A 22,126-nucleotide genomic window follows, 5' to 3' on the forward strand; every position below is an offset into this window, starting at 1 on the left:
CATGGATGCGTTCACCACCCACACCGGTGTCGGCGTGCCGCTGAAGCGCAGCAACGTCGACACCGACCAGATCATCCCGGCCGTCTACCTCAAGCGCGTGACCCGCACCGGCTTCGAGGACGGCCTCTTCGCGGCCTGGCGCGGCGATCCCGACTTCGTCCTCAACGACCCGACGTACGCCGACGGCTCGGTGTTGGTCGCGGGGCCGGACTTCGGCACGGGCAGCTCGCGTGAGCACGCGGTGTGGGCACTGCAGAACTACGGCTTCAAGGTCGTCATCTCCTCGCGCTTCGCCGACATCTTCCGTGGCAACTCCGGCAAGGCCGGGCTGCTCGCGGCCCAGGTCGACGAGAAGGTCGTGCAGAGCCTGTGGGACTGGCTCGAGGACCACCCGGGTGGAGTGATCACCGTCGACCTGGAGAGCCGGACGATCCGCGCAGGCGCCGGTGAGGACGCCGTCGAGGACTCCTTCGACATCGACGACTACACACGCTGGCGGCTCCTCGAGGGGCTCGACGACATCGGCATCACCCTCGGCCACGACGACCGGATCACGGCCTTCGAAGCATCCCGACCGGCCTGGAAGCCAGTCACCGCTTGAAAAAAGGCCCACGAATAGGGCCGATGGTGATTGTCCTCACCCCTCCATGTGCCTAGCGTGCGAGCAGTAGGTCGAGCACGAGCTCGGCATCCGGGTTCATTGGAAGGGAAGCTAGTGAACAAGACAGAACTCATCGACGCGCTCGCCGCGCGTTACGAGGGCAACCGCAAGCAGGCACAGCACGCACTCGAGTCGGTGCTCGACACCATCACGCGTGAGGTCGCCAAGGGCGAGAAGGTCGCGATCACCGGCTTCGGCTCGTTCGAGAAGGCCGTGCGCAACGCACGGTGGGTCCGCAACCCTCAGACGGGCGAGCGGATCAAGTCCAAGAAGAAGTCCGTGCCGAAGTTCTCCGCCGGCAAGGAGCTCAAGGACGTCATCTCGGGCGCGAAGAAGCTGCCGAAGCTGACCGCCGCCACGATGCCGAGGCCCCCGGCCAGTGTCCGTGCGGCTGCTGCCGCCGTGACCGGCACCGCCACCAAGAAGGCGGCTCCGGCCAAGAAGACGGCAACGAAGGCGTCGGCTCCGGCCAAGAAGGCAGCACCTGCCAAGAAGGCCCCGGCGAAGAAGGCGGCTCCGGCCAAGAAGGCCCCCGCGAAGAAGGCTCCGGCCAAGACCGCCGCCAAGAAGTCGGCTCCGGCCAAGAAGACCGCGACGACGTCGACGGCCGCTGCGAAGAAGTCGGCCCCCGCGAAGAAGACCGCGGCCAAGACGACGGCCACGAAGGCACCGGCCAAGAAGGCCCCTGCCAAGAAGGCTCCGGCCAAGAAGGCGACGGCGAAGAAGACCGCCAAGAAGTCCTGACGCACCAAGCAATGAAGGCGGGTCACCCCTCTGGGGTGGCCCGCCTTCCGCTTGCCCTGGTGGTGTGCGGACCGACGCCGGCCGCGAGGGCCGCGCCGAGGTCGGCGAGGTCGTCGACGTCCGCACGCACGCTCGCGGCCGTCGACCCGATCTCGGTGGCACCGCCGCGAACGTGTGCGGCAGCGGAGTCGAACCCGAACGACGGCGCGAACGTGCCGGCAGGAGCGGCGTACAACGTCGTGCCGATCCCGGCGCGGTCGCGCACGAAGGCGGCACGTCCCGCCGCCACCTCGGAGGCGGCCTCGGCCAGGACGGCAGCGAGCTCGTCGGGCAGGAGACCCGGCAGGTCTGCGCACAGTGCGACGGGGACGGCGCCCGGCCACCGGCGTACGACCTCGGCGGCGGCCTGCACGAGCGTCTCGTTGAGGTCCTCGCTGACCCCGTCGGGCATCACCTCGACGTCCTCGCCCCGAAGTGCGCCGGCAAGCCGGAAGTCGTCGGTGACCACCAGGACGGCCTCGACGCCGGCGGCCGCCCGGGCTGCCGCGACGGTGTCGAGCGCGAACGCCTCGGCGAGCTCGCGGCGCTGCTCGTCGGTGAGGCGGACGAGCCGCGACTTGCCGAGCGCAGGCGGTTTCACGGGTACGACGACCACGCAGGTCAGTCGGGTCGTGACGGGGGTCTCGGGTCGGTCGGGAGGTGCTGGCATCACCGCCGATCCTCCCACCCCGAACCAGCGCGCCGCTGGCAGTCCATGACCCACCCGACCGAGTAGCCTGCACACGCAACCGGCAGGGCGAGGGAGAGGTGACGGGTGCGCGTCAGGAAGCTCGAGCAGGACCGCGGCTGGGCGATCACCGTCGCCGCGTCGATCCTCAAGCCGACCCTGCTCGCCGCGACCTCGCGCACCTGGATCGACGGCGAGAAGATCCCCGCCACCGGCGGCTGCATCGTTGCGATCAACCACATCTCACACGTCGATCCACTGCTGTCCGCACACTTCGTGTACGACCACGGTCGGGTGCCTCGCTACCTCGCGAAGTCCGGCCTCTTCGCCAACAAGGCCCTCGGCGGCCTGCTCACGTCGGCCGGCCAGATCCCTGTCGAGCGGCTCAGCCGCAACGCCGTCGGTGCCTACGACGCGGCCGTCCGCGCGATCGGTGAAGGGGAGTGCATCGTGATCTATCCCGAGGGCACGCTGACCCGCGACCCCGATCTCTGGCCGATGAAGGGCAAGACCGGCGCCGCCCGGATCGCCCTCGCCACCGGCTGTCCGGTGATCCCGGTCGGGCAGTGGGGGGCGCAGGAGGTCCTGCCGCCCTACACGAAGAGGCCGCACCTCCTGCCCCGCAAGAACATCGTCATGAAGGCCGGCGACCCGGTGCGACTCGACGACCTGGCCGCGCTGCCGACGAGCCCGGAGTCGACCGCCGAGGCGACGGACCGCATCATGGCCGCCATCACCGCGATCGTCGCCGACCTGCGAGGCTCGACCGCGCCCGCCGTGAGGTACGACCCGCGCGCCACCGGCGTACGAGAGATCGGGAATCCCGTCGAGGACCCCCGCAGGAGCTCCAGGATCACGAGGAAGAGGCCAGGTCGATGAGCGAGACGAAGAAGAAGGTCGCCGTGTTCAGCGCGGGGTCGTGGGGCACCGCCTTCTCCCTGGTGCTGGCCGACGCCGGCAACGACGTGACCCTGTGGGCGCGACGCGACGACGTGGTCGAGGCGATCAACGAGCGCCGGGAGAACACCGACTACCTGCCCGGCATCGAGCTGCCGCCGTCGATCAGCGCCTCCACCGACCCCGAGCAGGTCGCGGCCGACGCCGACGTCGTCGTGCTCACGGTGCCGTCGCAGAGCCTGCGCGAGAACCTCACCGCGTGGGCGCCGATCATCCCCGAGAAGGCCACGATGGTCTCGCTGATGAAGGGCGTCGAGCTCGGCACCCTGATGCGGATGAGCGAGGTGATCCAGGAGGTCACCGACGCCTCGGCGCAACGCATCGCCGTGATCAGCGGACCCAACCTCGCCCGCGAGATCGCCCGCCGCGAGCCGGCCGCGTCGGTCGTCGCGTGCCTCGACGAGGACCGCGCCAAGGAGCTCCAGGCCATCACGCACGGCCCGTCGTTCCGGCCCTACACCTCGGTCGACGTGCTCGGCTGCGAGATCGGCGGGGCCTACAAGAACGTCGTCGGCCTCGCGGTCGGCATGGCGGTCGGCCTCGGCTTCGGCGACAACACGACCGCGTCCGTGATCACCCGCGGGCTCGCCGAGACCGCGCGCCTCGCGACCGCGCAGGGCGCCAACCCCCTGACCCTGATGGGCCTCGCCGGTCTCGGCGACCTCGTCGCCACCTGCTCCTCGCCGCTGTCGCGCAACCGCACCTTCGGCGAGCGGCTCGGACAGGGCATGACGACCGAGGAGATCTACGCCTCGACCCGTCAGGTCGCCGAGGGCGCGAAGTCCTGCAAGTCCCTGCTCGCCCTCGCCGAGCGCACCGGCATCGACGCCCCCATCGCCGCGGCCGTCGATGCCGTCGTCGACGGCAGGATGACCGCGCTCGACATGATGAACTCCTTCATCGCCCGCGACACCAAGGCCGAGACGGACTGAGGCCACCGTCCCGTGGGGCTCAGCCGACGCAGCCGTCCAGCGCTGCGCGCAGGTCCTCCCAGAGGTCGTCGACGTCCTCGATCCCGACCGACAACCGCACCAGGCCCTCGGGGATCGTCGCGGCCTCGGCCTTCCAGCGGCGGCGCCGCTCGAGGGTCGACTCGACGCCGCCGAGCGAGGTGGCGTGCACCCACAGGCGCGTCTTGCGGCTCAGCAGGTCGGCGGCCATCTCGCCCTGGGCGAGCACGATGCTGACGATGGCACCGAACCCGGGGTAGCGCACCTCGGAGAGCGCGGCGTGCTCGCCGAGACGGCGTACGAGCTCCTGGGCGTTGGCCTGCGCGCGCTCGACCCGCAGGTGCAGCGTGCGGAGACCGCGCAGCGTCAGCCACGCCTCGAACGGGCCGGGGATCGCGCCGACGAGGTCGCGTCGCCCCTTGAGCACGGCCCAGAGCTCGTCGTCGCGAGTGACGATCGCGCCCATCTGCACGTCGGAGTGGCCGGCGAGGTACTTCGTCGCGGAGTGCACGACGAGGTCGACGCCGTCCTCGAGCGGGCGCTGGAGCAGGGGAGTGGCGAAGGTGTTGTCGACGACGACGTAGGCACCGGCCTCGTGCGCGGCGGCGGTGATCGTGGGGATGTCGGCGATCTCGAGGGCCGGATTGGTCGGTGACTCGATCCACACCAGCGAGGCGTCGGCGCAGGCCGCGACGACGGCGTCGGTGTCGGTGATGTCGACGAGGTGGGCCTTCAGCCGGCCGCGCGCCTCGAGGTCGGCGAGCTGCATGATCGTGCCGGTGTAGCCGTGCCTCGGCACGACGACCGTGCCGTCGGTGCCGACGAGGTCGAGCACCGTCGCCACCGCGGCCAGGCCGGAGGCGAAGGTCAGGCAGCGCCCGCCCTCCAGCGCTCCGAGGGCGTCCTCGAGCGCGGTCCAGGTCGGGTTGCCGTAGCGGCCGTACTCCACCTCGCCGCCGGCGACATAGGTCGCCGCCATCGTGATCGGGGTGTTCAGCGGCGCGTCCGGGATGCGGTCGGGGCGGCCCGCGGTGACCGCCAGCGTGCCGAGCCTGAGGGACGAGCCGGGAGAGTCTGCAGCCATGCCCGCCAGCGTAGGTGGATAGGGTCGAGCTGATGAACCAGACCACCCCGCACGAGACCCGCAAGCCCCGCGTTGCCGTCGTCTTCGGCGGCCGTTCCTCCGAGCACGGCATCTCCTGCGTCACCGCGGGCAGCGTGCTCGCGGCAATCGACCGGGACGCGTACGACGTCGTGCCGGTGGGGATCGCGACCGACGGCCGGTGGGTGCTGGAGGCCGACGAGCCGACGCGGCTTGCCATCCGCGGCAACGACCTGCCCGAGGTCGACGCGGCCGGTTCGACGGTCGCGCTGATGGGGGCGGCGGCGGGGACCGAGCTCGTGGTGACCGACGCGACGAGCGTGCCGTCCGTCATCGGTGAGGTCGACGTGGTCTTCCCGCTGCTTCACGGTCCGTGGGGCGAGGACGGCACCCTGCAGGGGATGCTCGAGATGGCGGGCGTGCGCTACGTCGGCTCGGGCGTCCTGGCCTCCGCGATCGGGATGGACAAGGCCTACATGAAGGTCGTGCTGCAGGCGGCGGGACTGCCGGTGACGCCCGGCATCACGGTCACGCGCACGGAGTGGGAGCAGGACCCGGTCGGCGTACGCACCCGCATCGAGGACCTCGGCTTCCCGTCCTTCTCCAAGCCGGCGCGTGCCGGGTCGAGCATGGGCATCAGCAAGGTGCACGACGCGGGTGAGGTCGAGGACGCGCTCGAGGAGGCCTTCCGCCACGACCCGAAGGTGCTCGTCGAGCAGTCGATGGAAGGCGCGCGCGAGGTCGAGTGCGGCGTGCTCGGCACGGTCGAGGGTCCGCCCGAGACGTCGCGGCCCGGCGAGGTGCGCACCGGCGGCGACCACGAGTTCTACGACTTCGAGGCCAAGTACCTCGCCGACCAGCACACCGAGATCGACATCCCCGCCGACATCGACGCGGAGACCGAGCAGTCGCTGCGGGCGATGGCGGTGCGGGCGTTCGAGGCGCTGTCGTGCGAGGGCCTGGCCCGCGTCGACTTCTTCGTGATGCCCGACGGCTCTCTCGTGATCAACGAGCTCAACACGATGCCGGGCTTCACGCCGACGTCGATGTACCCCCAGCTCTGGGCCGCCTCCGGCCTCACCTATCCCGAGCTGGTCGACCGGCTCGTCCAGCTCGCGCTGCGCCGCGACACCGGCCTGCGCTGACGTCAGAGGCAGTCGAGGCCCGTGGCCAGGTGCTCCTCGAGCACCGGCGCCAGCTCCGCCAGGGCCCGGTCGACTCCGTCGGTGCGATAGCGGGAGGGCACCAGCAGCTCGACGTAGGGCGTCCGGGAGAGCGCGATCGGCGTGACGTCGACGCGCAGGTCGCTGAGCTGGTCGTCGGTGACGTACCACCCGACGCCCTTGACGTCACTGCACTCGGCCGTCGGCTCGTAGTCGGCGGGCGCGGGCACACCGCACGTGAGGACGTACGCCGGATCGCCCCACGCCGCGCCCGGCCCACCGTCGGCGTCGACCGAGCGCCGCAGCTCGCCGCCGAGGGTGTCGGGGAGGTCGTCGACCAGCGCCTCGCAGGTCGCACGGTCGGCGTCGGAGAGGTCGTGGTCGTCGACCCGGACCTCGCCGGGGGAGCAGCCGGCGAGCACCCCCGCGAGGAGGACGAGTGCCGCGGACGCGACGACGCCCCGACCCCACAGGGGGCCGAGGCGTCGGCGTCGGTGCACGTGTGTCGTCAGGTGGCTCAGATGTGGACGACGGGGCAGGTCAGCGTGCGGGTGATGCCGTCGAGGTTCTGGACCTTCGACACCACGAGCTTGCCCAGCTCGTCGACGTTCTTCGCCTCCGCGCGGACGATCACGTCATAGGGACCGGTGACGTCCTCAGCAAGGGTGACGCCGCTGACCTGCGCGATGGCCTTGGCCACGTCTGCGGCCTTGCCGACGTCGGTCTGGATCAGGATGTAGGCCTGGACGACCATCGTGGACTCCTCGGTCTCGTTCATCGGGTGTGACCGGCCCAACCTACCGCGCCACGCGGGCGGGCCGACAGGGGCGGGGTGACTGTCCTCACGGGCCGGGTCTGGTGGGATGGGCCCATGGCTGACGACCCCCGATCGACCTCCGGCGTGACCCTGGACGGAACCCTGGGCGAGGCGGGCGAGTTCGGCCTGATCGCGGAGCTCGTGAAGATCTTCGAGGGCTCGGTGGACGGTGACGAGCACGTCCTGGTGGGGCCGGGCGACGACGCCGCCGTGCTGCGCATCAAGCACGGCCACGTCGTGGTCTCGACCGACCTGATGGTCGAGGGTCGCCACTTCCGGCGCGACTGGGCGAGTGCCTCCGACGTGGGGCACCGCGCGGCCGCGCAGAACCTCTCCGACATCAACGCCATGGGTGGCACGGCCCGCCACCTGACGATCGGCCTCGCCGCCCCCGCCGACCTGCCGGTGGAGTGGGCGCTCGACTTCGCCCGCGGCTTCGCGGAGGAGTGCAAGAGCGTGGGCGCGACCGTGGTCGGTGGTGACATCACGCGCGCCGACGAGATCGTGATCGCGGTGACCGTGATCGGCCAGTGCACCCAGTCGCCGGTCCTGCGCTCGGGCGCCGAGGCCGGAGACGTCCTCGCACTCGTGGGCCGCCAGGGCTGGGCGGCCGGGGGACTGGCCGTGCTCGGCCGCGGCTTCCGCTCGCCGCGGGCGCTCGTCGAGGCCTACCGCCGCCCGGAGCCGCCCTACGCCGCCGGCCGGCAGGCGGCCGAGGCCGGTGCGACCTCGCTCATCGACGTCTCCGACGGCCTCCTCGCCGAGGCCCGCCACCTCGCGGAGGCGAGCGGTGTCGCGATCGACGTACGCCGTGGCGCCTTCGAGATCCCCGAGCCGCTCACGGCGGTCGGTGCGGCGCTCGGTGCGGACCCGATGCAGTTCATCCTCGGTGGCGGGGACGACCACGCCCTCCTGGCCACCTTCCCCGACGTCGCGTCGGTGCCGACCGGGTGGCAGGTCGTCGGCGAGGTGCTCGAGGGCTCGGGGGTCACGGTCGACGGGCTGGCGTACGACGGCCCGACGGGCTGGACGCACTTCTGAGCCGTCGGCTCACGAGACGACGAAGCCCCCGCCACATCAGTGGCGGGGGCTTCGACGAATGTCTGGGTCAGGTCAGCGGGTGACCTTGCCGGCCTTGAGGCAGCCGGTGCAGACGTTGAGGCGCTTGGGCGTGCCGTTGACGGTCGCCCGGACGCGCTGGATGTTGGGGTTGAAGCGACGCTTCGTGATCTTGCGCGACCAGGGACGGTTGTTTCCGAAGCCCGGCTTCTTGGCGCAGATGTCGCAGACGGCAGCCACCGTGCACTCCGATCCGTTCGAGGTTGATGTGAAGGGCCGGTCGCAGCCGAGAGGGCGTGCAACAGGCAACCGCAGAAGAGTAGCCGAGGACCGGCGCGGGGATGAAATCGCAGCACGGTCGGACGTACGCACTAACCTGTGGCGCGCACCACAGCCCACCACGACCACCCCACCACTGCCCGACTCGACGGAGAGCACACCGACTCGATGGAGCCAGTCACCCACGGGATCACCCTGGACGCGGTCGCCCGGTTCGTCGACATCGCGACCGACGCCCTGTCGGAGGCGCGCGAGGAGATCGACGCCCTCAACGTCTACCCCGTGCCCGACGGTGACACCGGCACCAACATGTTCCTCACCGTCTCCGCCGCCCGCGACGAGCTGCGCGCGGCCCGCGCCGCCGACCCCGACCTCGGGCTGGAAGAGGGGATGGCGCTCCTGGCCCGTGCCGCCCTGATGGGCGCCCGTGGCAACTCCGGCGTGATCCTCAGCCAGATGCTCCGGGCCTACGTCACCCACCTCGCCGGTGCCGACGGCGAGCAGCCCCGTGCACGGACCATCGCCGCCGCGATGTCGTCGGCCACCGACGCCAGCTACGCCGCGGTCGGTACGCCGGTGGAGGGCACGATCCTCACCGTCGCCCGGGCCGCCTCCGACGCGGCGCTGGCGAGTGCTGAGGGCGGCCACGCACGAGCCCGCGACGTGTTCACCGCCGCAGCGGCGGCCGCGCGCGCCGCGCTGTCGAAGACCCCTGAGCAGCTCGACGTGCTCGCCCAGGCCGGAGTCGTCGACGCCGGCGGTCGCGGGCTGACGGTCGTCCTCGACGCGGTGGAGACCACGGCGACCGGCCGTCGGCCGATGCCCTACACCGCTCCGATCGGCACCCACCACATCCGCGTCTCCACCCCGTCCTCGGCAGCGGTCCCCGGCGACGACCTCACCGAGGACGGTCCGGGCTACGAGGTGATGTACCTCCTCGACGTCGCCCCCGAGCTGGAGGACGCCGCGATCGGCGTGCTGCGCGAGGAGCTCGCCGCGCTGGGCGACAGCCTCGTGGTCGTCGGCGGCGACGGCCTCTGGAACGTGCACGTGCACGTGGACGACGTCGGCGCGGCGATCGAGGCAGGCATCACCGCCGGGCGCCCCTACCGGATCCGGGTCACCCACTTCGCCGAGCAGGTCGCCGAGCACCGCCAGAAGCTCTCGACCCGCACCGGGCGCAAGGTCGTCGCGGTGGCGGCCGGTCCCGGGCTCACCGAGCTGTTCGAGTCCGCGGGCGCCGTCGTCGTGCCTGGCGGTCCGGGGCAGCGGCCCTCCACCGGCCAGCTCCTCGAGGCCATCACGGGATGTGGCGCGGCCGAGGTGGTCGTGCTCCCCAACGACGCCGACACCGTGCGGGCCGCCGAGATCGCCGCCCGCACGGCTGAGGCCGAGCACGCGGTCTCCGTCGAGGTGATCCCGACGCAGGCGCAGGTGCAGGGGCTCGCGGCCATCTCGGTGCACGAGCCCGGTCGCAGCTTCGACGCCGACGTGCGCGAGATGACCGCCACCGCGCGGCACGCCCGCCACGGCGCCGTGACGGTGGCCGCGCGGCAGGCGATCACGATGGCCGGGCCCTGCGAGCCCGGGGACGCCCTCGGCGTCATCGCCGGCGACTTCGCCGTCGTCGGCAGCGATCTCGACGCGGTCGCCACCGACGTCGTCGAGCGGCTGCTCGCGGGTGGCGGCGAGCTGGTCACCATCGTGTCCGGCGAGGGCGGCGTCGAGCTCGCCGAGCGGCTCGCTGCCCACGTCGAGGACACGCACCCCACCGTCGACGTCGCCGTCCACGACGGCGGCCAACCGCGCTACCCGCTGCTCGTCAGCGTCGAGTGAGCGGAGCGAGAGGAGACCAACGGTGCCCGCGATCACGCCGGACAGCCCGATCGGGGCGGTCTTCGGCTCCCACCACAAGAAGCGCAAGCTCGCCGAGGAGGGCCTCGGCCTGCGCACGGTCGGCGACCTGCTGCGCCACTTCCCGCGTCGCTACATCGCCGCGACCGAGCTGTCCGAGGTCCCCACGCCCGTCGTCGGCGAGCAGCTGACGATCATCGGCGAGGTCAGGTCGTGCGAGAGCGCGTCCTTCTTCAGCGGCAACCGCCGCCAGTTCCGTACGTCGGTGCGGCTGAGGACCGACGGCCCCGACTTCTCCGTCACCCTGTTCAGCCCCTACCAGAGCCTCGTCGACAAGCACGAGGCCGAGTTCCGCCCCGGCAACCGTGCGGTCTTCACCGGCAAGGCCAAGCAGTTCCGCGGCAGCTGGCAGCTCGAGCAGCCCCACGGGTTCGCGCTGGACGGCGCCGAGGCCGCGACGATGAGCAGGCTGATGCCCGTCTACCCGCTGACGGCCAAGCTCTACTCGTGGGACCTGCAGAAGGTCATCACGGCGGCGCTCGACCTGGTCGCCGACGTGCCCGACGTCTTCACCCCTGAGCTCCGCACCCAGTTCGAGCTGCTCGACGTCATGCAGGCGCTCCGCTGGATGCATGCCCCCGACGAGTGGAGCCAGCTCGGGGCCGCCCAGAAGCGCTTCCGTTTCGAGGAGGCGCTGGTCCTCCAGCTGGTGCTCGCGCGGCGGCGTGCGGCCCACCGCGAGCAGGGCGCGCGCGCCCGCGTCGGCAGGCCCGACGGGATCCTCGCGGCGTTCGACGCGCGCCTGCCCTTCGAGCTCACGGCCGGCCAGCGCGAGATCGGGGAGCTCGTGGCCGAGGAGCTCGCCCGCGACCACCCGATGAACCGGCTGCTCCAGGGTGAGGTCGGCTCCGGCAAGACCCTCGTGGCGCTGCGCGCGATGCTCCAGGTCGTCGACAGCGGGGGACAGGCCGCCCTCCTGGCGCCCACGGAGGTCCTGGCCCAGCAGCACCACCGCTCGATCTCCGCGATGCTCGGCGACCTCGCGCAGGGCGGGATGCTCGGCGGCGCCGCCGACGCGACGAGCGTCGTGCTCCTCACCGGCTCGATGGGCAAGGCCGCCCGGCAGGAGGCGATGCTGAAGATCGTCACCGGCGAGGCCGGGGTCATCGTCGGCACCCACGCCCTGCTGGAGGACAAGGTGCAGATGGCCGACCTGGGCCTGGTCGTGGTCGACGAGCAGCACCGCTTCGGTGTCGAGCAGCGTGCCGCGCTGACCGACAAGGCCGGCACCCCGCCGCACGTGCTCGTGATGACCGCGACCCCCATCCCGCGCACGGTCGCGATGACGGTGTTCGGCGACCTCGAGACCTCCGTGCTGGCCGAGCTGCCCGCCGGCCGAGCCCCGATCCAGACCAACGTCGTCCCCCTCGCCGACCAGCCCTCGTGGATCGACCGCGCCTGGCAACGCGTGCGCGAGGAGGTCGAGAAGGGCCACCAGGTCTACGTCGTGTGCCCGCGGATCTCGGGCGACGCCCAGGAGGACGGCGAGACCGACCAGCTCGACCTCGACGACGAGGGCAACGAGGTGCCGCCCAAGCGGGCGCTCGCGGCGGTCGAGGACGTCCACGCCGAGCTGGCCGCCGGGCCGCTCGCCGGGTTGCGGACCGCGGTGCTGCACGGCCGGCTGACCGCCGACGCCAAGGACGCGACGATGCGGTCGTTCGCCGCGGGCGAGATCGACGTACTGGTCGCGACCACCGTCATCGAGGTGGGCGTGGACGTCCACAACGCGACGATGATGGTGCTGCTCGACGCCGACCGCTTCGGCGTCTCGCAGCTCCACCAGCTGCGCGGCCGCGTCGGTCGAGGCGGACTTCCCGGCCTCTGCCTGCTGGTGTCCCACGCCGAGCTGGGTTCGCCGGCCCGCGACCGCCTCGACGCCGTGGCCGCGACGACCGACGGCTTCGAGCTGAGCCGGGTCGACCTCGAGCAGCGCCGCGAGGGCGACGTCCTCGGGGCCAGTCAGTCAGGTTTCCGTTCAGGACTCGTCACACTTCGTGTGCTCCGCGACGAGAAGACCATCATCCGTGCCCGGGAGGCCGCGGAGGCGTTACTCTCCGGTGACCCCGGGCTCACCCGGGCGCCCGACCTCGCCGCTGCGGTGGCCGAGGTCGAACGTTCAGCAGCCTCGGCCTACCTGGACAAGGGCTGAATGGAGAAGGGCTGACCACGGGGAATGACTCGCATCATCGGGGGAACGGCGGGCGGGCGGCGTCTGGAGACGCCGCGCGGCCAGTCGACCCGACCCACCAGCGACCGGGTGCGCGAAGCCCTCTTCTCGGCGATCGAGGCGCGCACCGGCTCGCTCGACGGCCTCCGCTTCCTCGACCTCTACGCCGGGTCGGGCGCGGTCGGCCTCGAGGCCCGCTCCCGCGGGGCAGGTGTGGTCACGCTCGTCGAGCAGGACCGGCGTACGGCCGCGCTGATCACCCGCAACGCCGCCGCGCTCGGCTTCTCGCGCGCCCGCGTCATCTCGGCCTCGGTGGCGACCGTCCTGCAGTCCCCGCCCGCCGCGCCCTACGACCTCGTGTTCTCCGACCCGCCCTATCCGACGCCGGACGAGGACGTCGACGCCGACCTCGTCGCGCTCGTCGCGCACGGCTGGCTCGTGCCGGGCGCCCTCGTCGTCGTCGAACGGGCGACCAAGCGCACCCTGCTGACCTGGCCCGACGGCATCGTCGAGGAGCGCACGAAGCGCTACGGCGAGACCACGCTTTGGTACGGTCACGCCACCCCCGCCGCTTGATGGAGACCTGAAGGAGAGCCGTGCGCCGCGCTGTCTGCCCCGGGTCCTTCGACCCGGTGACCAACGGCCACCTCGACATCGTCTCCCGGGCCGCGAGGCTCTTCGACGAGGTCGTCGTCGCCATCGGCACCAACATGTCCAAGAGCCGGCTCTTCACGCCTGACGAGCGGATCGCGATGCTCGAGGAGGCCACCGCCGCGATCCCCCACGTGCGGGTGTCGGGGTTCGAGGGCCTCATCGTCGACTTCTGCCGCGAGATCGAGGCGGTCGCGATCGTCAAGGGGCTGCGGGGCTCCGGGGACTACGAGTACGAGCTGCCGATGGCGCAGATGAACTCGCACCTCACCGACGTCGAGACCGTCTTCCTCCCCGGTGCCGTCGGCAACGCGTTCGTCTCCTCCAGCCTGATCAAGGAGGTCGCGGCGCTCGGTGGCGACGTACGCGGTCTGGTCCCGGACTCGGTGCACGACCAGCTCGTGCAGCGCCTGGCCGAGCGTCGGTCCTGACCACGATCGCGACCAGGGCTGGACGCACCCGTTTTGCCCCGTCACACGCCGACGGATACGATTCTCCGGTTGTGTCTGTGTCCAGAAACAGGAGTTCGTCTTGACCAGCCTGGACCCGAGGGCGCCGCTCGTGCTTGACACCCGCGAGCTCGGCCGCCGCCCGGGGTCCCAGCGTGAAGTCGAGCTCACGGTTCCGGCGCCGGCACAACTTGGTATCGAAGTCCTCAGTGTCCCCGAGGGTGCGCCGGTCGAGCTCGACCTGCGCCTCGAGGCGGTCATGGAGGGCGTGCTGCTCACGGGCACGGCCACGGCCACGCTCGAGGGGGAGTGCGTACGGTGCCTGCAGGCCATCGAGGACGAGATCTTCGTGGACCTGCAGGAGCTCTACGTCTACCCCGACCAGCACGACAAGGCCGCTGAGCACGACGACAGCGACCTCGACGACGAGACCAGCCGGCTCGAGGACGACCTGCTCGACCTCGAGCCCCTGCTGCGGGACGCGGTGGTGCTCGCACTGCCGTTCCAGCCGCTGTGCATGGACGATTGCCCGGGGTTGTGCACCGAGTGTGGTGCACGGCTCGCCGACGATCCGGACCACGCGCACGACGCGCCGATCGACCCGCGCTGGGCAGGGCTCCAGGAGCTCACGCAGGACCAGCAGGACTGACACCAGACTGACCACTCGCCCGGGGCACCCCGGACGATGCACGCCAACTGATTCACAGGAGACCACCATGGCTGTTCCGAAGCGGAAGATGTCGCGCAGCAACACGCGTCACCGCCGTTCGCAGTGGAAGGCCGTCGCGCCGTCCCTCGCGACGTGTGCCAACCCCGCCTGCGGTGCCAAGCACCTCCCGCACCGCGCGTGCGGCCAGTGCGGCCAGTACGGCGCCAAGGGCGCCCTTCGCCCCGTTCTCTGACGCGTCCGCTGAGCACAGACGAGCTCCGCGCAGCGCTCGGTGATCCGGTCCTGGATCCCGAGCTGCTGCAGCGTGCTCTGACGCACCGCTCGTTCGCCTACGAGAACGGGCAGATCCCGACCAACGAGCGCCTCGAGTTCCTCGGCGACTCGGTGCTCGGGATCGTGGTGACCGAGACGCTCTACCTCGCCCACCCGGACTACTCCGAGGGGCGGCTGGCCAAGCTGCGCGCCGCCGTGGTCAACGCCCGCGCGCTGGCCGACGTCGCCCGCGAGATCGAGCTCGGTCAGCACATCAAGCTCGGCCGCGGTGAGGAGACCACCGGCGGTCGCGACAAGGCCTCGATCCTCTCCGACACCGTCGAGGCGGTGATCGGCGCGATCCACCTCAGCGGTGGGATGGACGAGGCCGCCAAGGTGATCCACCGCCTCTTCGACCCGGTGATGGAGGCCGCCGCGTCCATGGGCGCCGGCCTCGACTGGAAGACCTCCCTCCAGGAGCTCTCCGCCAACCTGGGACTGGGTGTTCCCGAGTACCTCATCGAGGACGACGGCCCCGACCACATGAAGACCTTCGTCGCGCGGGTCCGCGTCGGCGAGCTCGTCCTCGGCAACGGCAACGGCCGCTCCAAGAAGGAGGCCGAGCAGGGCGCCGCCGAGACGGCGTACAGCGAGATCCGGGCCTCCCACCCGGTCCCGGACGCACCCGCCTCCGCCGCCGACTGAGCCGTGCCCGAGCTCCCCGAGGTCGAGGTCGTCCGCGCCGGCCTCGAGCGCCACGTCGTCGGCAGCACCCTCGAGTCCGTCGAGGTGCTCCACCCCCGGCCCGTACGCCGCCACCTGAGCGGCCCGTCCGGCTTCGCCGCCGCGCTGGTCGGGCGCCGCGTCGAGGCAGTCCGCCGACGCGGCAAGTACTTCTGGCTCGCGCTGGACAACGGGGACGCACTTCTGGGCCACCTCGGGATGAGCGGCCAGATGCTGCTCCACGAGCCCGGCGCGCTCGACGAGCGGCACCTGCGCGTCCGCTTCGTGCTGCGCACGCCGGACGGGCGACCCCTCGAGATGCGCTTCGTCGACCAGCGGATGTTCGGCGGCCTCGCCGTGTCCGCCGGTGGCGCCGAGCTGCCGGCCGAGATCGTCCACATCGCCCGCGACCCGATCGACCCGGAGTTCGACGACGCCGAGTTCGTGCGCCGCGCCCGGCGGCGTACGTCCGCGATCAAGCGGCTGCTGCTCGACCAGGGCCTCATCTCCGGCGTCGGCAACATCTACGCCGACGAGGCGCTGTGGCGCTCCAGGCTGCACGGCGAGCGACCGGGCGACCGGCTCACCGGCCCGGTGCTGCGCGGGCTGCTCGGCCACGTCCGAGCGGTGATGGGCGAGGCGCTCGCCCAGGGCGGCACGTCCTTCGACGCGTTGTACGTCAACGTCAACGGCGAGTCCGGCTACTTCGACCGCTCGCTCGACGCCTACGGCCAGGAGGGCCACCCGTGCCGGCGATGCGGCACCCCGATCCGCCGGGTCGCCTTCATGAACCGCTCGTCGTTCTTCTGCCCGCGCTGCCAGCGGCCGCCGCGGAGGCGAGCAGGCTGAGGCGTTGACCCAGCGGCAGCACGGTGGGACTCTTGGAGACGGCCGGATCGTCGGCTGATCGTCTTCACTGTCTGCGAGAGGCTCCCCATGGCCAAGGCGCTGTTGGGTCATGTGAACAGCGACGTGCGCACCACCGCCGTCCTCACCGTCGAGAACCGGCGGTTGCGGCGTCGGGTCGAGGACCTGGAGGCGCTGGTGCTGCGGCTGCAGGCCGACAACGACCGGCTCGCGGCGGCCGACCGGGACGCCCGCGAGGCCGCTCGCGTGGCCGAGGACCTGCAGCCCGCCTGATATCCACCTGCGCGCGGACCTCGCGCTCGCCTAGGCTCCGGTGCTCGTGACCCGACTCGTCGAGACCGTCTTCCCGGCGCGCCTCGGCCATGGGTTCCGTTGGCTCGTCGGGTCCTCGTGGGTGACCAACCTCGGTGACGGCGTGCTCATCGCTGCCGGCCCGCTCCTCATCGCCTCGCAGACCCGCAACCCGGTCCTCGTCTCCTCGGCCATGATCGCGTTGCAGGCGCCGTGGCTGGTCTTCGGCCTCATCGCCGGAGCGCTGGCCGACCGTCTCGACCGCCGCCGCGTGATCATGGCCGCCAACCTCGCCCGCGGGCTGGTCCTCGCGATGCTGTGCGCAGTGATCGCCACCGGTCACGTGAACATCGGCATCGTCCTCGGAGCGATGCTCCTGCTGGGCACCGCCGAGGTCTTCGTCGACGCCACCGCCGGGACGCTGACCCCGATGCTGGTCGACAAGAGCGACCTCGGCATCGCGAACTCCCGCCTGATGGCCGGGATGCTCACCGGCAACCAGCTGGTCGGGCCGGCCGTCGGCGCGCTGCTGTTCTCCGTCGGGATGGTCTACCCGTTCTCGGTGACGGTGGTCTGCATCGTCGTCGGCGTCCTGCTGGTGTCCAGGATCGGCACGGCGCCGGGCGCGGTGCGCGAGCACGTCGACACCCACGTCCGGCAGGACATCGCCGACGGCGTCAGGTGGCTGATGGGCAACCCGCCCGTGCGCACGCTGGCGATCATCATCGTGGTCTTCAACGTCACCTGGGCCGCGCCCTGGGCCGTCCTCGTCCTCTGGGCACTGGAGCGGGTCGGCATCAACGAGGCGGGTTTCGGCCTGCTGACCACCGCGTCCGCCCTCGGCGGCCTGCTCGCGACGTTCTCCTACGGCTGGCTCGAGAAGCGGGTGCCGCTCGCCACCCTCATGCGCACGGTGCTGCTGTGCGAGGTGCTCTTCCACCTCGCCATGGCGCTGACCACCTCGCCCTGGGCGGCGTACCCGCTCATGTTCTTCTTCGGCGCGTACGCCTTCGTGTGGGGCACGCTCTCGTGGACCGTCCGGCAGCGCGCGGTGCCCACGGAGCTCCAGGGTCGTGTCGGCTCGGTCTACATGATCTGCGTGATGGGCGGCATGCTCGTCGGCTCGCTCCTCGGCGGCCTGATCGCCGGCATCGGGGGGCTCACGGCTCCGTGGTGGTTCGCCTTCGTCGGCGCCGGCGTGACGCTGGCGCTGGTGTGGCGGTCGCTCGAGCAGATCGCCCACGCCGACGAGACGACCGCGGAGACCACCTGACCCGTCGGGCGCCGGATGGTTCGATGGGCGGATGGACTCCCTCGCCGAGCTCGTCGACGCCCTGCCGGCCGGAGTGGTCGCGACCGACCCGGCCACCCTGGAGAACTACCGCTACGACTGGTCCCGTGACACCGGTGCCGGGACACCCGTCGCGGTCGTGCGGGCCGAGGACGCGAGCCAGGTGCAGGCCGCGGTGCGGTGGGCAGCGGCGTACGACGTCCCGGTGGTGCCGCGCGGTGCCGGGTCGGGCCTCTCGGGCGGGGCGAGCGCCGTCGACGGCGGGATCGTGCTGAGCCTCGAGCGGATGCGGGCGATCGAGATCGACACCGACTGCCAGGTGGCCGTCGTCGAGCCCGGCGCCTTCAACGCCGAGGTGAAGGCGGCCTCGAAGGTGCACGGCCTCTGGTACCCGCCCGACCCGTCGTCGTTCGAGATCTGCTCGATCGGCGGCAACGTCGCCACCAACGCCGGCGGGCTGTGCTGCGTGAAGTACGGCGTGACCACCGACTACGTGCTCGGCCTCGACGTCGTGCTCGCCGACGGCACCCTCATCACCCTCGGTGGCAAGCGCATCAAGGACGTCGCCGGGCTCTCGCTGGTCAAGCTGTTCGTGGGGTCCGAGGGGACGCTCGGCATCGTCACCCGTGCGATCCTGCGGCTGGTGCCGCAGCCGCTGCCGCCGGCGACGCTCGTGGCGTCCTTCGAGTCCGTGGTGGCTGCCGCCGAGGCCGTCGTGGCCGTACGCCGCACGCTGCGGCCCTCGATGATGGAGCTGATGGACCGGGCCACGATCAACGCGGTCGAGGACTTCGCCCCGCGCGGCCTCGACCGCACCGCGGGCGCCCTCCTGGTCGTGCAGTCCGACGCCCCGGGCGACGCGCGGACGGCGGAGATCGCCGTCGTCGAGGCGGCGTGCGAGGCGGCCGGCGCGACCGAGGTCGTGGTGACCGACGACCCGGCGGAGGGGGAGATGTTCGTCGAGGCCCGACGGCTCGCCTTTCCGGCGGTCGAGGCGCGGGGCGCCCTGCTGCTGGAGGACGTCGGTGCCGCCGTGCCCCTGCTGCCCGACCTGCTCGCAGCGGTGGAGGAGATCGCCCGCGTGCACGACGTCGAGATCCCGACCGTCGCCCACGCCGGCGACGGCAACACCCACCCGATCATCGTGTACGTGCCCGGCGACGCCGACTCCGAGCGGCGGGCCCGGCTCGCCTTCGACGACATCCTGCAGGCGGCCATCCGGCTCGGCGGCACGATCACCGGGGAGCACGGCGTCGGTCGGACCAAGAAGGCCGCGCTTCCCGACCAGCTCGGCGAGGACGTGATGGCCCTGTCCCGGCGGATCAAGGACGCCCTCGACCCGGCGGGCATCCTCAACCCGGGGGCGGTGCTGTGACGCGCGTGGACCCCGTGGATGGCTCTGGCAGTCTTCGCCGACCGCGGCACTGAGTCGGCGAAGTCCCCACGCAGGGGCGGGGACCGGGCTTAGCCTTGGGCCCATGACCATGCCGCATGGCGAGCCCGGCGCGGGCGACGAGGCCTACCGCCACTGGCTGCGATCGCAGAACGAGGCAGAGGCCGCCCAGGACTCGCTCTTCGCCTCCGACTCCGACCGCGACGAGGTCTGCAGGCGTCTGGCATCCGCGTTCAGCGAGGGGCGGATCACGTCCACCGAGCTCGACGAGCGCACCACGCAGGCACTGGCCGCGCGGACCCATGGCGACCTCGACGCGGCGTTGCGGGGTCTGACCGTCCCGATGGCAGCCGCTCCGCCCGTGCTGCCGGCTTCCTTCGGTTACGCCCCGCCGGCCGCGCCGGCCAGGAGCGGCGTGAACCCGCGGATGGTGTTCTGGATCGTGTGCTTCTTCATGGCACCGTCCCTCCTCACGGGGCTCTCCTCGCAGGGGCCCACGGGGCTGCTCCCGGTCGTCGTCATCGGGCCCATCCTCTACCTGGTCTACCGGCGCCTCTACCCGCGCAGCTGAGCGTCCCCGCCACCGGCGAGTTGCGGGACGTCATACGGACGGGACAGACGGTTGCCCCATCCGTATGACGTCACGGGGCGGCTCGACACTGATCAGCAGTTGGCTAGGTTCGGTCGCATGATCCGCGAGCGCCACCTCTTCGGTCCCGGTCCCTCCAACCCCTACCCGGAGGCGACCCGCGCCCTGGCCGAGCCGTTGCTCGGCCACCTCGACCCGGAGTTCCTCCGGATCATGGACGAGACCTGCGACATGCTCCGCACGGTCTGGGGCACCGACAACTCGCGCACCCTCCCGCTCAGTGCGACGGGCTCGGCCGGCATGGAGGCGGCGTTCGTCAACACCGTGCACCCCGGCGACGTCGTGGTCGTGGCGGTCAACGGGCTCTTCGGCCAGCGGATGACCGACGTCGCTGCCCGCTGCGGCGCCGAGGTCGTCGCGGTCGAGCACGAGTGGGGTCAGCCGGTCGATGTCGAGCGCGTCCTCGCCGCCCACGACGCGCCGGCGATCATCGCGGCGGTCCACGCGGAGACCTCGACCGGAGTCCGGTCCGACATCGCCGCGCTCGGGGCGGGCAAGGGGGACGCCCTCCTGGTCACCGACGCGGTCACCTCCATCGCCGGCATCGAGCTGCGCGCCGACGACTGGGGCGTCGACGTGGGCTACGCCGGCACCCAGAAGTGCCTCGGCGTCGCGCCCGGCCTCGCGCCGTTCACGATCAACGACCGTGCCTTCGAGCGCCGCGTCGAGAAGCCGCAGTCGTGGTACCTCGACCTCGGCATGCTCGGCGGCTACGTCGGCGAGGCTGCCAGCAAGGGCGGTCAGCGGACCTACCACCACACCGCGCCCACCGCTATGGTCGCCAGCCTCCACGCCGGGCTCACCCGGATCCTGGACGAGGGCCTCGATGCCGTGTGGGCGCGCCACCAAGCCGCTGGCGACGCGCTGCAGGAGGGCCTCGAGGCCATGGGCCTCGAGCTCTTCGCCGCCGAGGGCAGCCGGCTCCCCGAGCTGACCACGGTCAAGGTGCCCGAGGGCGTCGACTCGGCGGCCGTGCGGCGCGAGCTGCTGGAGCGGTACGGCATCGAGATCGGCGCCGGCGCCGGGGCGTACGCCTCGACGGTCTGGCGGATCGGTCTGATGGGACGCAACGCGCGTCCCGACGCGGTCCTCATGGTGCTCGCGGCGCTGCAGGACGTGCTCGGCCGTGACTGACCGCACCTCCGGGCTGGTCCTGCGAGCGATGTCGCAGGAGGAGCACGTCGTCTGGCGCGAGTCCTCCGAACGCGGCTACGCCGCCGAGATCGCCGTCTCGCGCGACCTCGACCCGGACGCCGCCCTCGCGCAGTCCGCGGGCGAGTTCGCGTCCTTGCTCCCCGACGGCCTGGCGAGCCCCGGCATGCACCTGTTCACCGCGGTCGTGGGTGACGAGCCGGCGGGCATCGGCTGGTTCGAGCTGCGCCAGCGGGCGTCCGGGACGTCGGCCTGGATCTACGACATCCGCCTGGACGGTGACCGCCGGGGCCAGGGGCTCGGGCGGACGCTGCTGGAGGCCCTGCACGACGCCGCGCGCGACCTCGGGGCCACGTCGATGACCCTCAACGTCTTCGGCGACAACCCCACCGCGATCCGGCTCTACGAGACGTCGGGCTACACCGTCACGGCGCAGCAGATGCGGCTCGAGCTCTAGGTCAGCCCAGTCGGGCGACTGCGACCTCGCCGAGCTCGAGGACCTGCGACCGCGGTGGACGGATGTCGGTGTAGCTGACGTCGAGCACCGACACGGTCCGTCCGACGCGTACGACGAGCACGCGTCGCCAGTCGGCGAGGCCGTCCTGCAACCAGCAGATCAGCATCCCCGCGGACTCGTCACCCACGCGCGGCGGCAGCCAGGCGCGATTCTTCAGAGTGACGTCGCCGCCCTCGCCGTCGTCGGTGGCGATGTTGCCGACGCAGCGCTTGCTGAAGTGCCGGTAGCGCTGGACCAGGGCGCGAGCATCGGCCACGGTGCGGAAACGGACCAGGGTCTGGTCGATCAGCGACACCGAGCGCCGGCGGACGCCGGGGGAGACGCTTCCGAAGACCCGGCTGGTGCCGCGCACGGCCTGGCCCCGGTCCTCGCAGCCGCGCGGTGCGAAGACAGGTGAGCGCATCACGATGCGCAGCGGGTCGCGCATGTCCGGGTAGACCGCTTCGTAGTCGGACAGCGTGAGCAGGTGATCCCGCGTCACCGGCGCGGTCGCGGCCGCCGCCCCGGGCGATGGGGCGAGGAGGGCTCCGAGAGCTACCAGCATCGAGATGGTCGACGAGAGGGTCCGGCGCATGCTCCAGCATGGCGGCGTGGCACGCCCACGCGCAACGCCTCCCCCCGGCGTCGGTGTCGTAGGGTGGGCGCCGCTGAGCTTCCCCAGTTTTCAGTGATCATTCC

General features: G+C 71.8%; 26 protein-coding genes. 20 read left to right on the forward strand and 6 right to left on the reverse strand.

The window, feature by feature from the left end:
- The first annotated feature begins 1 nt into the window (after position 1).
- Positions 2-601 carry a 3-isopropylmalate dehydratase small subunit gene (leuD, locus tag EUA06_RS01230; RefSeq protein WP_129473185.1) on the forward strand — a complete coding sequence of 200 codons (600 nt, stop codon included), beginning with the start codon at positions 2-4 and terminating at the stop codon, positions 599-601.
- A 114-nt stretch (positions 602-715) separates the two neighbouring features.
- Entirely contained in the window at positions 716-1,405 is a 690-nt protein-coding gene (locus EUA06_RS01235) for an HU family DNA-binding protein (protein WP_129473186.1), read from the forward strand.
- Between the two features lie 22 nt (positions 1,406-1,427).
- Here the strand turns inward: EUA06_RS01235 and cofC are convergent, their stop codons facing one another.
- Positions 1,428-2,114, reverse strand: coding sequence for a 2-phospho-L-lactate guanylyltransferase (gene cofC, locus EUA06_RS01240; protein WP_129473187.1), 687 nt, complete (start codon positions 2,112-2,114; stop codon positions 1,428-1,430).
- 105 nt (positions 2,115-2,219) lie between these two features.
- Between cofC and EUA06_RS01245 the strand changes: the two genes are divergently transcribed.
- Both EUA06_RS01245 and EUA06_RS01250 read left to right on the forward strand, forming a co-directional pair.
- Complete coding sequence (locus EUA06_RS01245) at positions 2,220-3,011, forward strand: lysophospholipid acyltransferase family protein (RefSeq protein ID WP_129473188.1); 792 nt, start codon at positions 2,220-2,222, stop codon at positions 3,009-3,011.
- Positions 3,008-4,021, forward strand: a complete 1,014-nt coding sequence (locus EUA06_RS01250; RefSeq protein WP_129473189.1) for an NAD(P)H-dependent glycerol-3-phosphate dehydrogenase — start codon at positions 3,008-3,010, stop codon at positions 4,019-4,021. Before EUA06_RS01245 ends, EUA06_RS01250 begins: the two co-directional genes overlap by 4 nt.
- A gap of 19 nt (positions 4,022-4,040) precedes the next feature.
- Here the strand turns inward: EUA06_RS01250 and EUA06_RS01255 are convergent, their stop codons facing one another.
- Entirely contained in the window at positions 4,041-5,123 is a 1,083-nt protein-coding gene (locus EUA06_RS01255; protein ID WP_129473190.1) for a trans-sulfuration enzyme family protein, read from the reverse strand.
- Positions 5,124-5,155: 32 nt separating this feature from the next.
- Here EUA06_RS01255 and EUA06_RS01260 point away from each other — a divergent pair, with 32 nt between their 5' ends.
- The gene (locus EUA06_RS01260) at positions 5,156-6,286 is read left to right on the forward strand and encodes a D-alanine--D-alanine ligase family protein (protein WP_129473191.1); all 1,131 of its coding nucleotides are present in this window, start codon (positions 5,156-5,158) and stop codon (positions 6,284-6,286) included.
- Positions 6,287-6,288: 2 nt separating this feature from the next.
- Here EUA06_RS01260 and EUA06_RS01265 read toward each other — a convergent pair whose 3' ends face one another.
- On the reverse strand, positions 6,289-6,804 hold the full coding sequence (locus EUA06_RS01265) for a DUF3515 domain-containing protein (RefSeq protein ID WP_165354211.1): 516 nt from the start codon (positions 6,802-6,804) through the stop codon (positions 6,289-6,291).
- Positions 6,805-6,821: 17 nt separating this feature from the next.
- Complete coding sequence (locus tag EUA06_RS01270; protein WP_129473722.1) at positions 6,822-7,058, reverse strand: Lrp/AsnC family transcriptional regulator; 237 nt, start codon at positions 7,056-7,058, stop codon at positions 6,822-6,824.
- Positions 7,059-7,175: 117 nt separating this feature from the next.
- On the opposite strand from EUA06_RS01270, the gene EUA06_RS01275 reads away from it, so the two are divergent.
- On the forward strand, positions 7,176-8,162 hold the full coding sequence (locus EUA06_RS01275; protein WP_207208157.1) for a thiamine-phosphate kinase: 987 nt from the start codon (positions 7,176-7,178) through the stop codon (positions 8,160-8,162).
- Between the two features lie 72 nt (positions 8,163-8,234).
- On the opposite strand, the gene rpmB is transcribed toward EUA06_RS01275, so the two are convergent.
- A complete protein-coding gene (rpmB, locus tag EUA06_RS01280) occupies positions 8,235-8,420 on the reverse strand; it encodes a 50S ribosomal protein L28 (protein ID WP_129473193.1) in 186 nt (61 codons plus the stop codon).
- Positions 8,421-8,627: 207 nt separating this feature from the next.
- On the opposite strand from rpmB, the gene EUA06_RS01285 reads away from it, so the two are divergent.
- The 14 genes from EUA06_RS01285 to EUA06_RS01350 all read left to right on the forward strand — a co-directional run bounded on the left by EUA06_RS01285 (position 8,628) and on the right by EUA06_RS01350 (position 21,388).
- Positions 8,628-10,295, forward strand: a complete 1,668-nt coding sequence (locus EUA06_RS01285; RefSeq protein WP_129473194.1) for a DAK2 domain-containing protein — start codon at positions 8,628-8,630, stop codon at positions 10,293-10,295.
- Between the two features lie 22 nt (positions 10,296-10,317).
- Complete coding sequence (locus EUA06_RS01290; protein WP_129473195.1) at positions 10,318-12,525, forward strand: ATP-dependent DNA helicase RecG; 2,208 nt, start codon at positions 10,318-10,320, stop codon at positions 12,523-12,525.
- Between the two features lie 24 nt (positions 12,526-12,549).
- Positions 12,550-13,119, forward strand: coding sequence for a 16S rRNA (guanine(966)-N(2))-methyltransferase RsmD (rsmD, locus tag EUA06_RS01295; protein WP_129473196.1), 570 nt, complete (start codon positions 12,550-12,552; stop codon positions 13,117-13,119).
- A 20-nt stretch (positions 13,120-13,139) separates the two neighbouring features.
- Positions 13,140-13,625 (forward strand): pantetheine-phosphate adenylyltransferase, encoded by a 486-nt coding sequence (gene coaD / locus EUA06_RS01300; RefSeq protein ID WP_129473197.1) that lies wholly within the window; start codon positions 13,140-13,142, stop codon positions 13,623-13,625.
- A gap of 100 nt (positions 13,626-13,725) precedes the next feature.
- Positions 13,726-14,292, forward strand: coding sequence for a YceD family protein (locus EUA06_RS01305; protein ID WP_129473198.1), 567 nt, complete (start codon positions 13,726-13,728; stop codon positions 14,290-14,292).
- A 67-nt stretch (positions 14,293-14,359) separates the two neighbouring features.
- A complete protein-coding gene (rpmF, locus tag EUA06_RS01310; protein ID WP_129473199.1) occupies positions 14,360-14,545 on the forward strand; it encodes a 50S ribosomal protein L32 in 186 nt (61 codons plus the stop codon).
- Entirely contained in the window at positions 14,500-15,270 is a 771-nt protein-coding gene (gene rnc, locus EUA06_RS01315; RefSeq protein ID WP_129473200.1) for a ribonuclease III, read from the forward strand. Before rpmF ends, rnc begins: the two co-directional genes overlap by 46 nt.
- Before the next feature lie 3 nt (positions 15,271-15,273).
- Positions 15,274-16,137, forward strand: a complete 864-nt coding sequence (mutM, locus tag EUA06_RS01320; protein WP_129473201.1) for a bifunctional DNA-formamidopyrimidine glycosylase/DNA-(apurinic or apyrimidinic site) lyase — start codon at positions 15,274-15,276, stop codon at positions 16,135-16,137.
- Between the two features lie 87 nt (positions 16,138-16,224).
- Positions 16,225-16,428 (forward strand): hypothetical protein, encoded by a 204-nt coding sequence (locus tag EUA06_RS01325; protein ID WP_129473202.1) that lies wholly within the window; start codon positions 16,225-16,227, stop codon positions 16,426-16,428.
- A gap of 46 nt (positions 16,429-16,474) precedes the next feature.
- Complete coding sequence (locus tag EUA06_RS01330; RefSeq protein WP_129473203.1) at positions 16,475-17,719, forward strand: MFS transporter; 1,245 nt, start codon at positions 16,475-16,477, stop codon at positions 17,717-17,719.
- A gap of 31 nt (positions 17,720-17,750) precedes the next feature.
- Complete coding sequence (locus EUA06_RS01335; RefSeq protein ID WP_129473204.1) at positions 17,751-19,112, forward strand: FAD-binding oxidoreductase; 1,362 nt, start codon at positions 17,751-17,753, stop codon at positions 19,110-19,112.
- A 103-nt stretch (positions 19,113-19,215) separates the two neighbouring features.
- Entirely contained in the window at positions 19,216-19,701 is a 486-nt protein-coding gene (locus EUA06_RS01340; RefSeq protein ID WP_129473205.1) for a DUF1707 SHOCT-like domain-containing protein, read from the forward strand.
- Between the two features lie 117 nt (positions 19,702-19,818).
- Positions 19,819-20,913: a pyridoxal-phosphate-dependent aminotransferase family protein gene (locus tag EUA06_RS01345; RefSeq protein ID WP_129473206.1), complete on the forward strand. Its 1,095-nt coding sequence runs from the start codon at positions 19,819-19,821 to the stop codon at positions 20,911-20,913.
- On the forward strand, positions 20,906-21,388 hold the full coding sequence (locus EUA06_RS01350; RefSeq protein ID WP_129473207.1) for a GNAT family N-acetyltransferase: 483 nt from the start codon (positions 20,906-20,908) through the stop codon (positions 21,386-21,388). The genes EUA06_RS01345 and EUA06_RS01350 overlap by 8 nt, the downstream gene beginning before the upstream one ends.
- 1 nt (position 21,389) lies before the next feature.
- Here EUA06_RS01350 and EUA06_RS01355 read toward each other — a convergent pair whose 3' ends face one another.
- Positions 21,390-22,022 carry a hypothetical protein gene (locus EUA06_RS01355; RefSeq protein WP_129473208.1) on the reverse strand — a complete coding sequence of 211 codons (633 nt, stop codon included), beginning with the start codon at positions 22,020-22,022 and terminating at the stop codon, positions 21,390-21,392.
- Positions 22,023-22,126: the final 104 nt, after the last annotated feature.

It is taken from the genome of Nocardioides glacieisoli (genome assembly GCF_004137245.1).
GTDB classification, from domain to species: domain Bacteria; phylum Actinomycetota; class Actinomycetes; order Propionibacteriales; family Nocardioidaceae; genus Nocardioides; species Nocardioides glacieisoli.

What these genes read in the sequence shown, in the direction of transcription:
- EUA06_RS01260 (WP_129473191.1), top strand. Translation starts at nt 5,156, where the DNA reads ATGAACCAGACCACCCCGCACGAGACCCGCAAGCCCCGCGTTGCCGTC.
- EUA06_RS01255 (WP_129473190.1), bottom strand. Translation starts at nt 5,123, where the DNA reads ATGGCTGCAGACTCTCCCGGCTCGTCCCTCAGGCTCGGCACGCTGGCG.
- EUA06_RS01345 (WP_129473206.1), top strand. Translation starts at nt 19,819, where the DNA reads ATGATCCGCGAGCGCCACCTCTTCGGTCCCGGTCCCTCCAACCCCTAC.
- EUA06_RS01335 (WP_129473204.1), top strand. Translation starts at nt 17,751, where the DNA reads ATGGACTCCCTCGCCGAGCTCGTCGACGCCCTGCCGGCCGGAGTGGTC.
- EUA06_RS01285 (WP_129473194.1), top strand. Translation starts at nt 8,628, where the DNA reads ATGGAGCCAGTCACCCACGGGATCACCCTGGACGCGGTCGCCCGGTTC.
- EUA06_RS01325 (WP_129473202.1), top strand. Translation starts at nt 16,225, where the DNA reads ATGGCCAAGGCGCTGTTGGGTCATGTGAACAGCGACGTGCGCACCACC.
- rpmF (WP_129473199.1), top strand. Translation starts at nt 14,360, where the DNA reads ATGGCTGTTCCGAAGCGGAAGATGTCGCGCAGCAACACGCGTCACCGC.
- EUA06_RS01250 (WP_129473189.1), top strand. Translation starts at nt 3,008, where the DNA reads ATGAGCGAGACGAAGAAGAAGGTCGCCGTGTTCAGCGCGGGGTCGTGG.
- leuD (WP_129473185.1), top strand. Translation starts at nt 2, where the DNA reads ATGGATGCGTTCACCACCCACACCGGTGTCGGCGTGCCGCTGAAGCGC.
- EUA06_RS01270 (WP_129473722.1), bottom strand. Translation starts at nt 7,058, where the DNA reads ATGGTCGTCCAGGCCTACATCCTGATCCAGACCGACGTCGGCAAGGCC.
- cofC (WP_129473187.1), bottom strand. Translation starts at nt 2,114, where the DNA reads ATGCCAGCACCTCCCGACCGACCCGAGACCCCCGTCACGACCCGACTG.
- EUA06_RS01355 (WP_129473208.1), bottom strand. Translation starts at nt 22,022, where the DNA reads ATGCGCCGGACCCTCTCGTCGACCATCTCGATGCTGGTAGCTCTCGGA.
- rsmD (WP_129473196.1), top strand. Translation starts at nt 12,550, where the DNA reads ATGACTCGCATCATCGGGGGAACGGCGGGCGGGCGGCGTCTGGAGACG.
- EUA06_RS01275 (WP_207208157.1), top strand. Translation starts at nt 7,176, where the DNA reads ATGGCTGACGACCCCCGATCGACCTCCGGCGTGACCCTGGACGGAACC.
- EUA06_RS01340 (WP_129473205.1), top strand. Translation starts at nt 19,216, where the DNA reads ATGACCATGCCGCATGGCGAGCCCGGCGCGGGCGACGAGGCCTACCGC.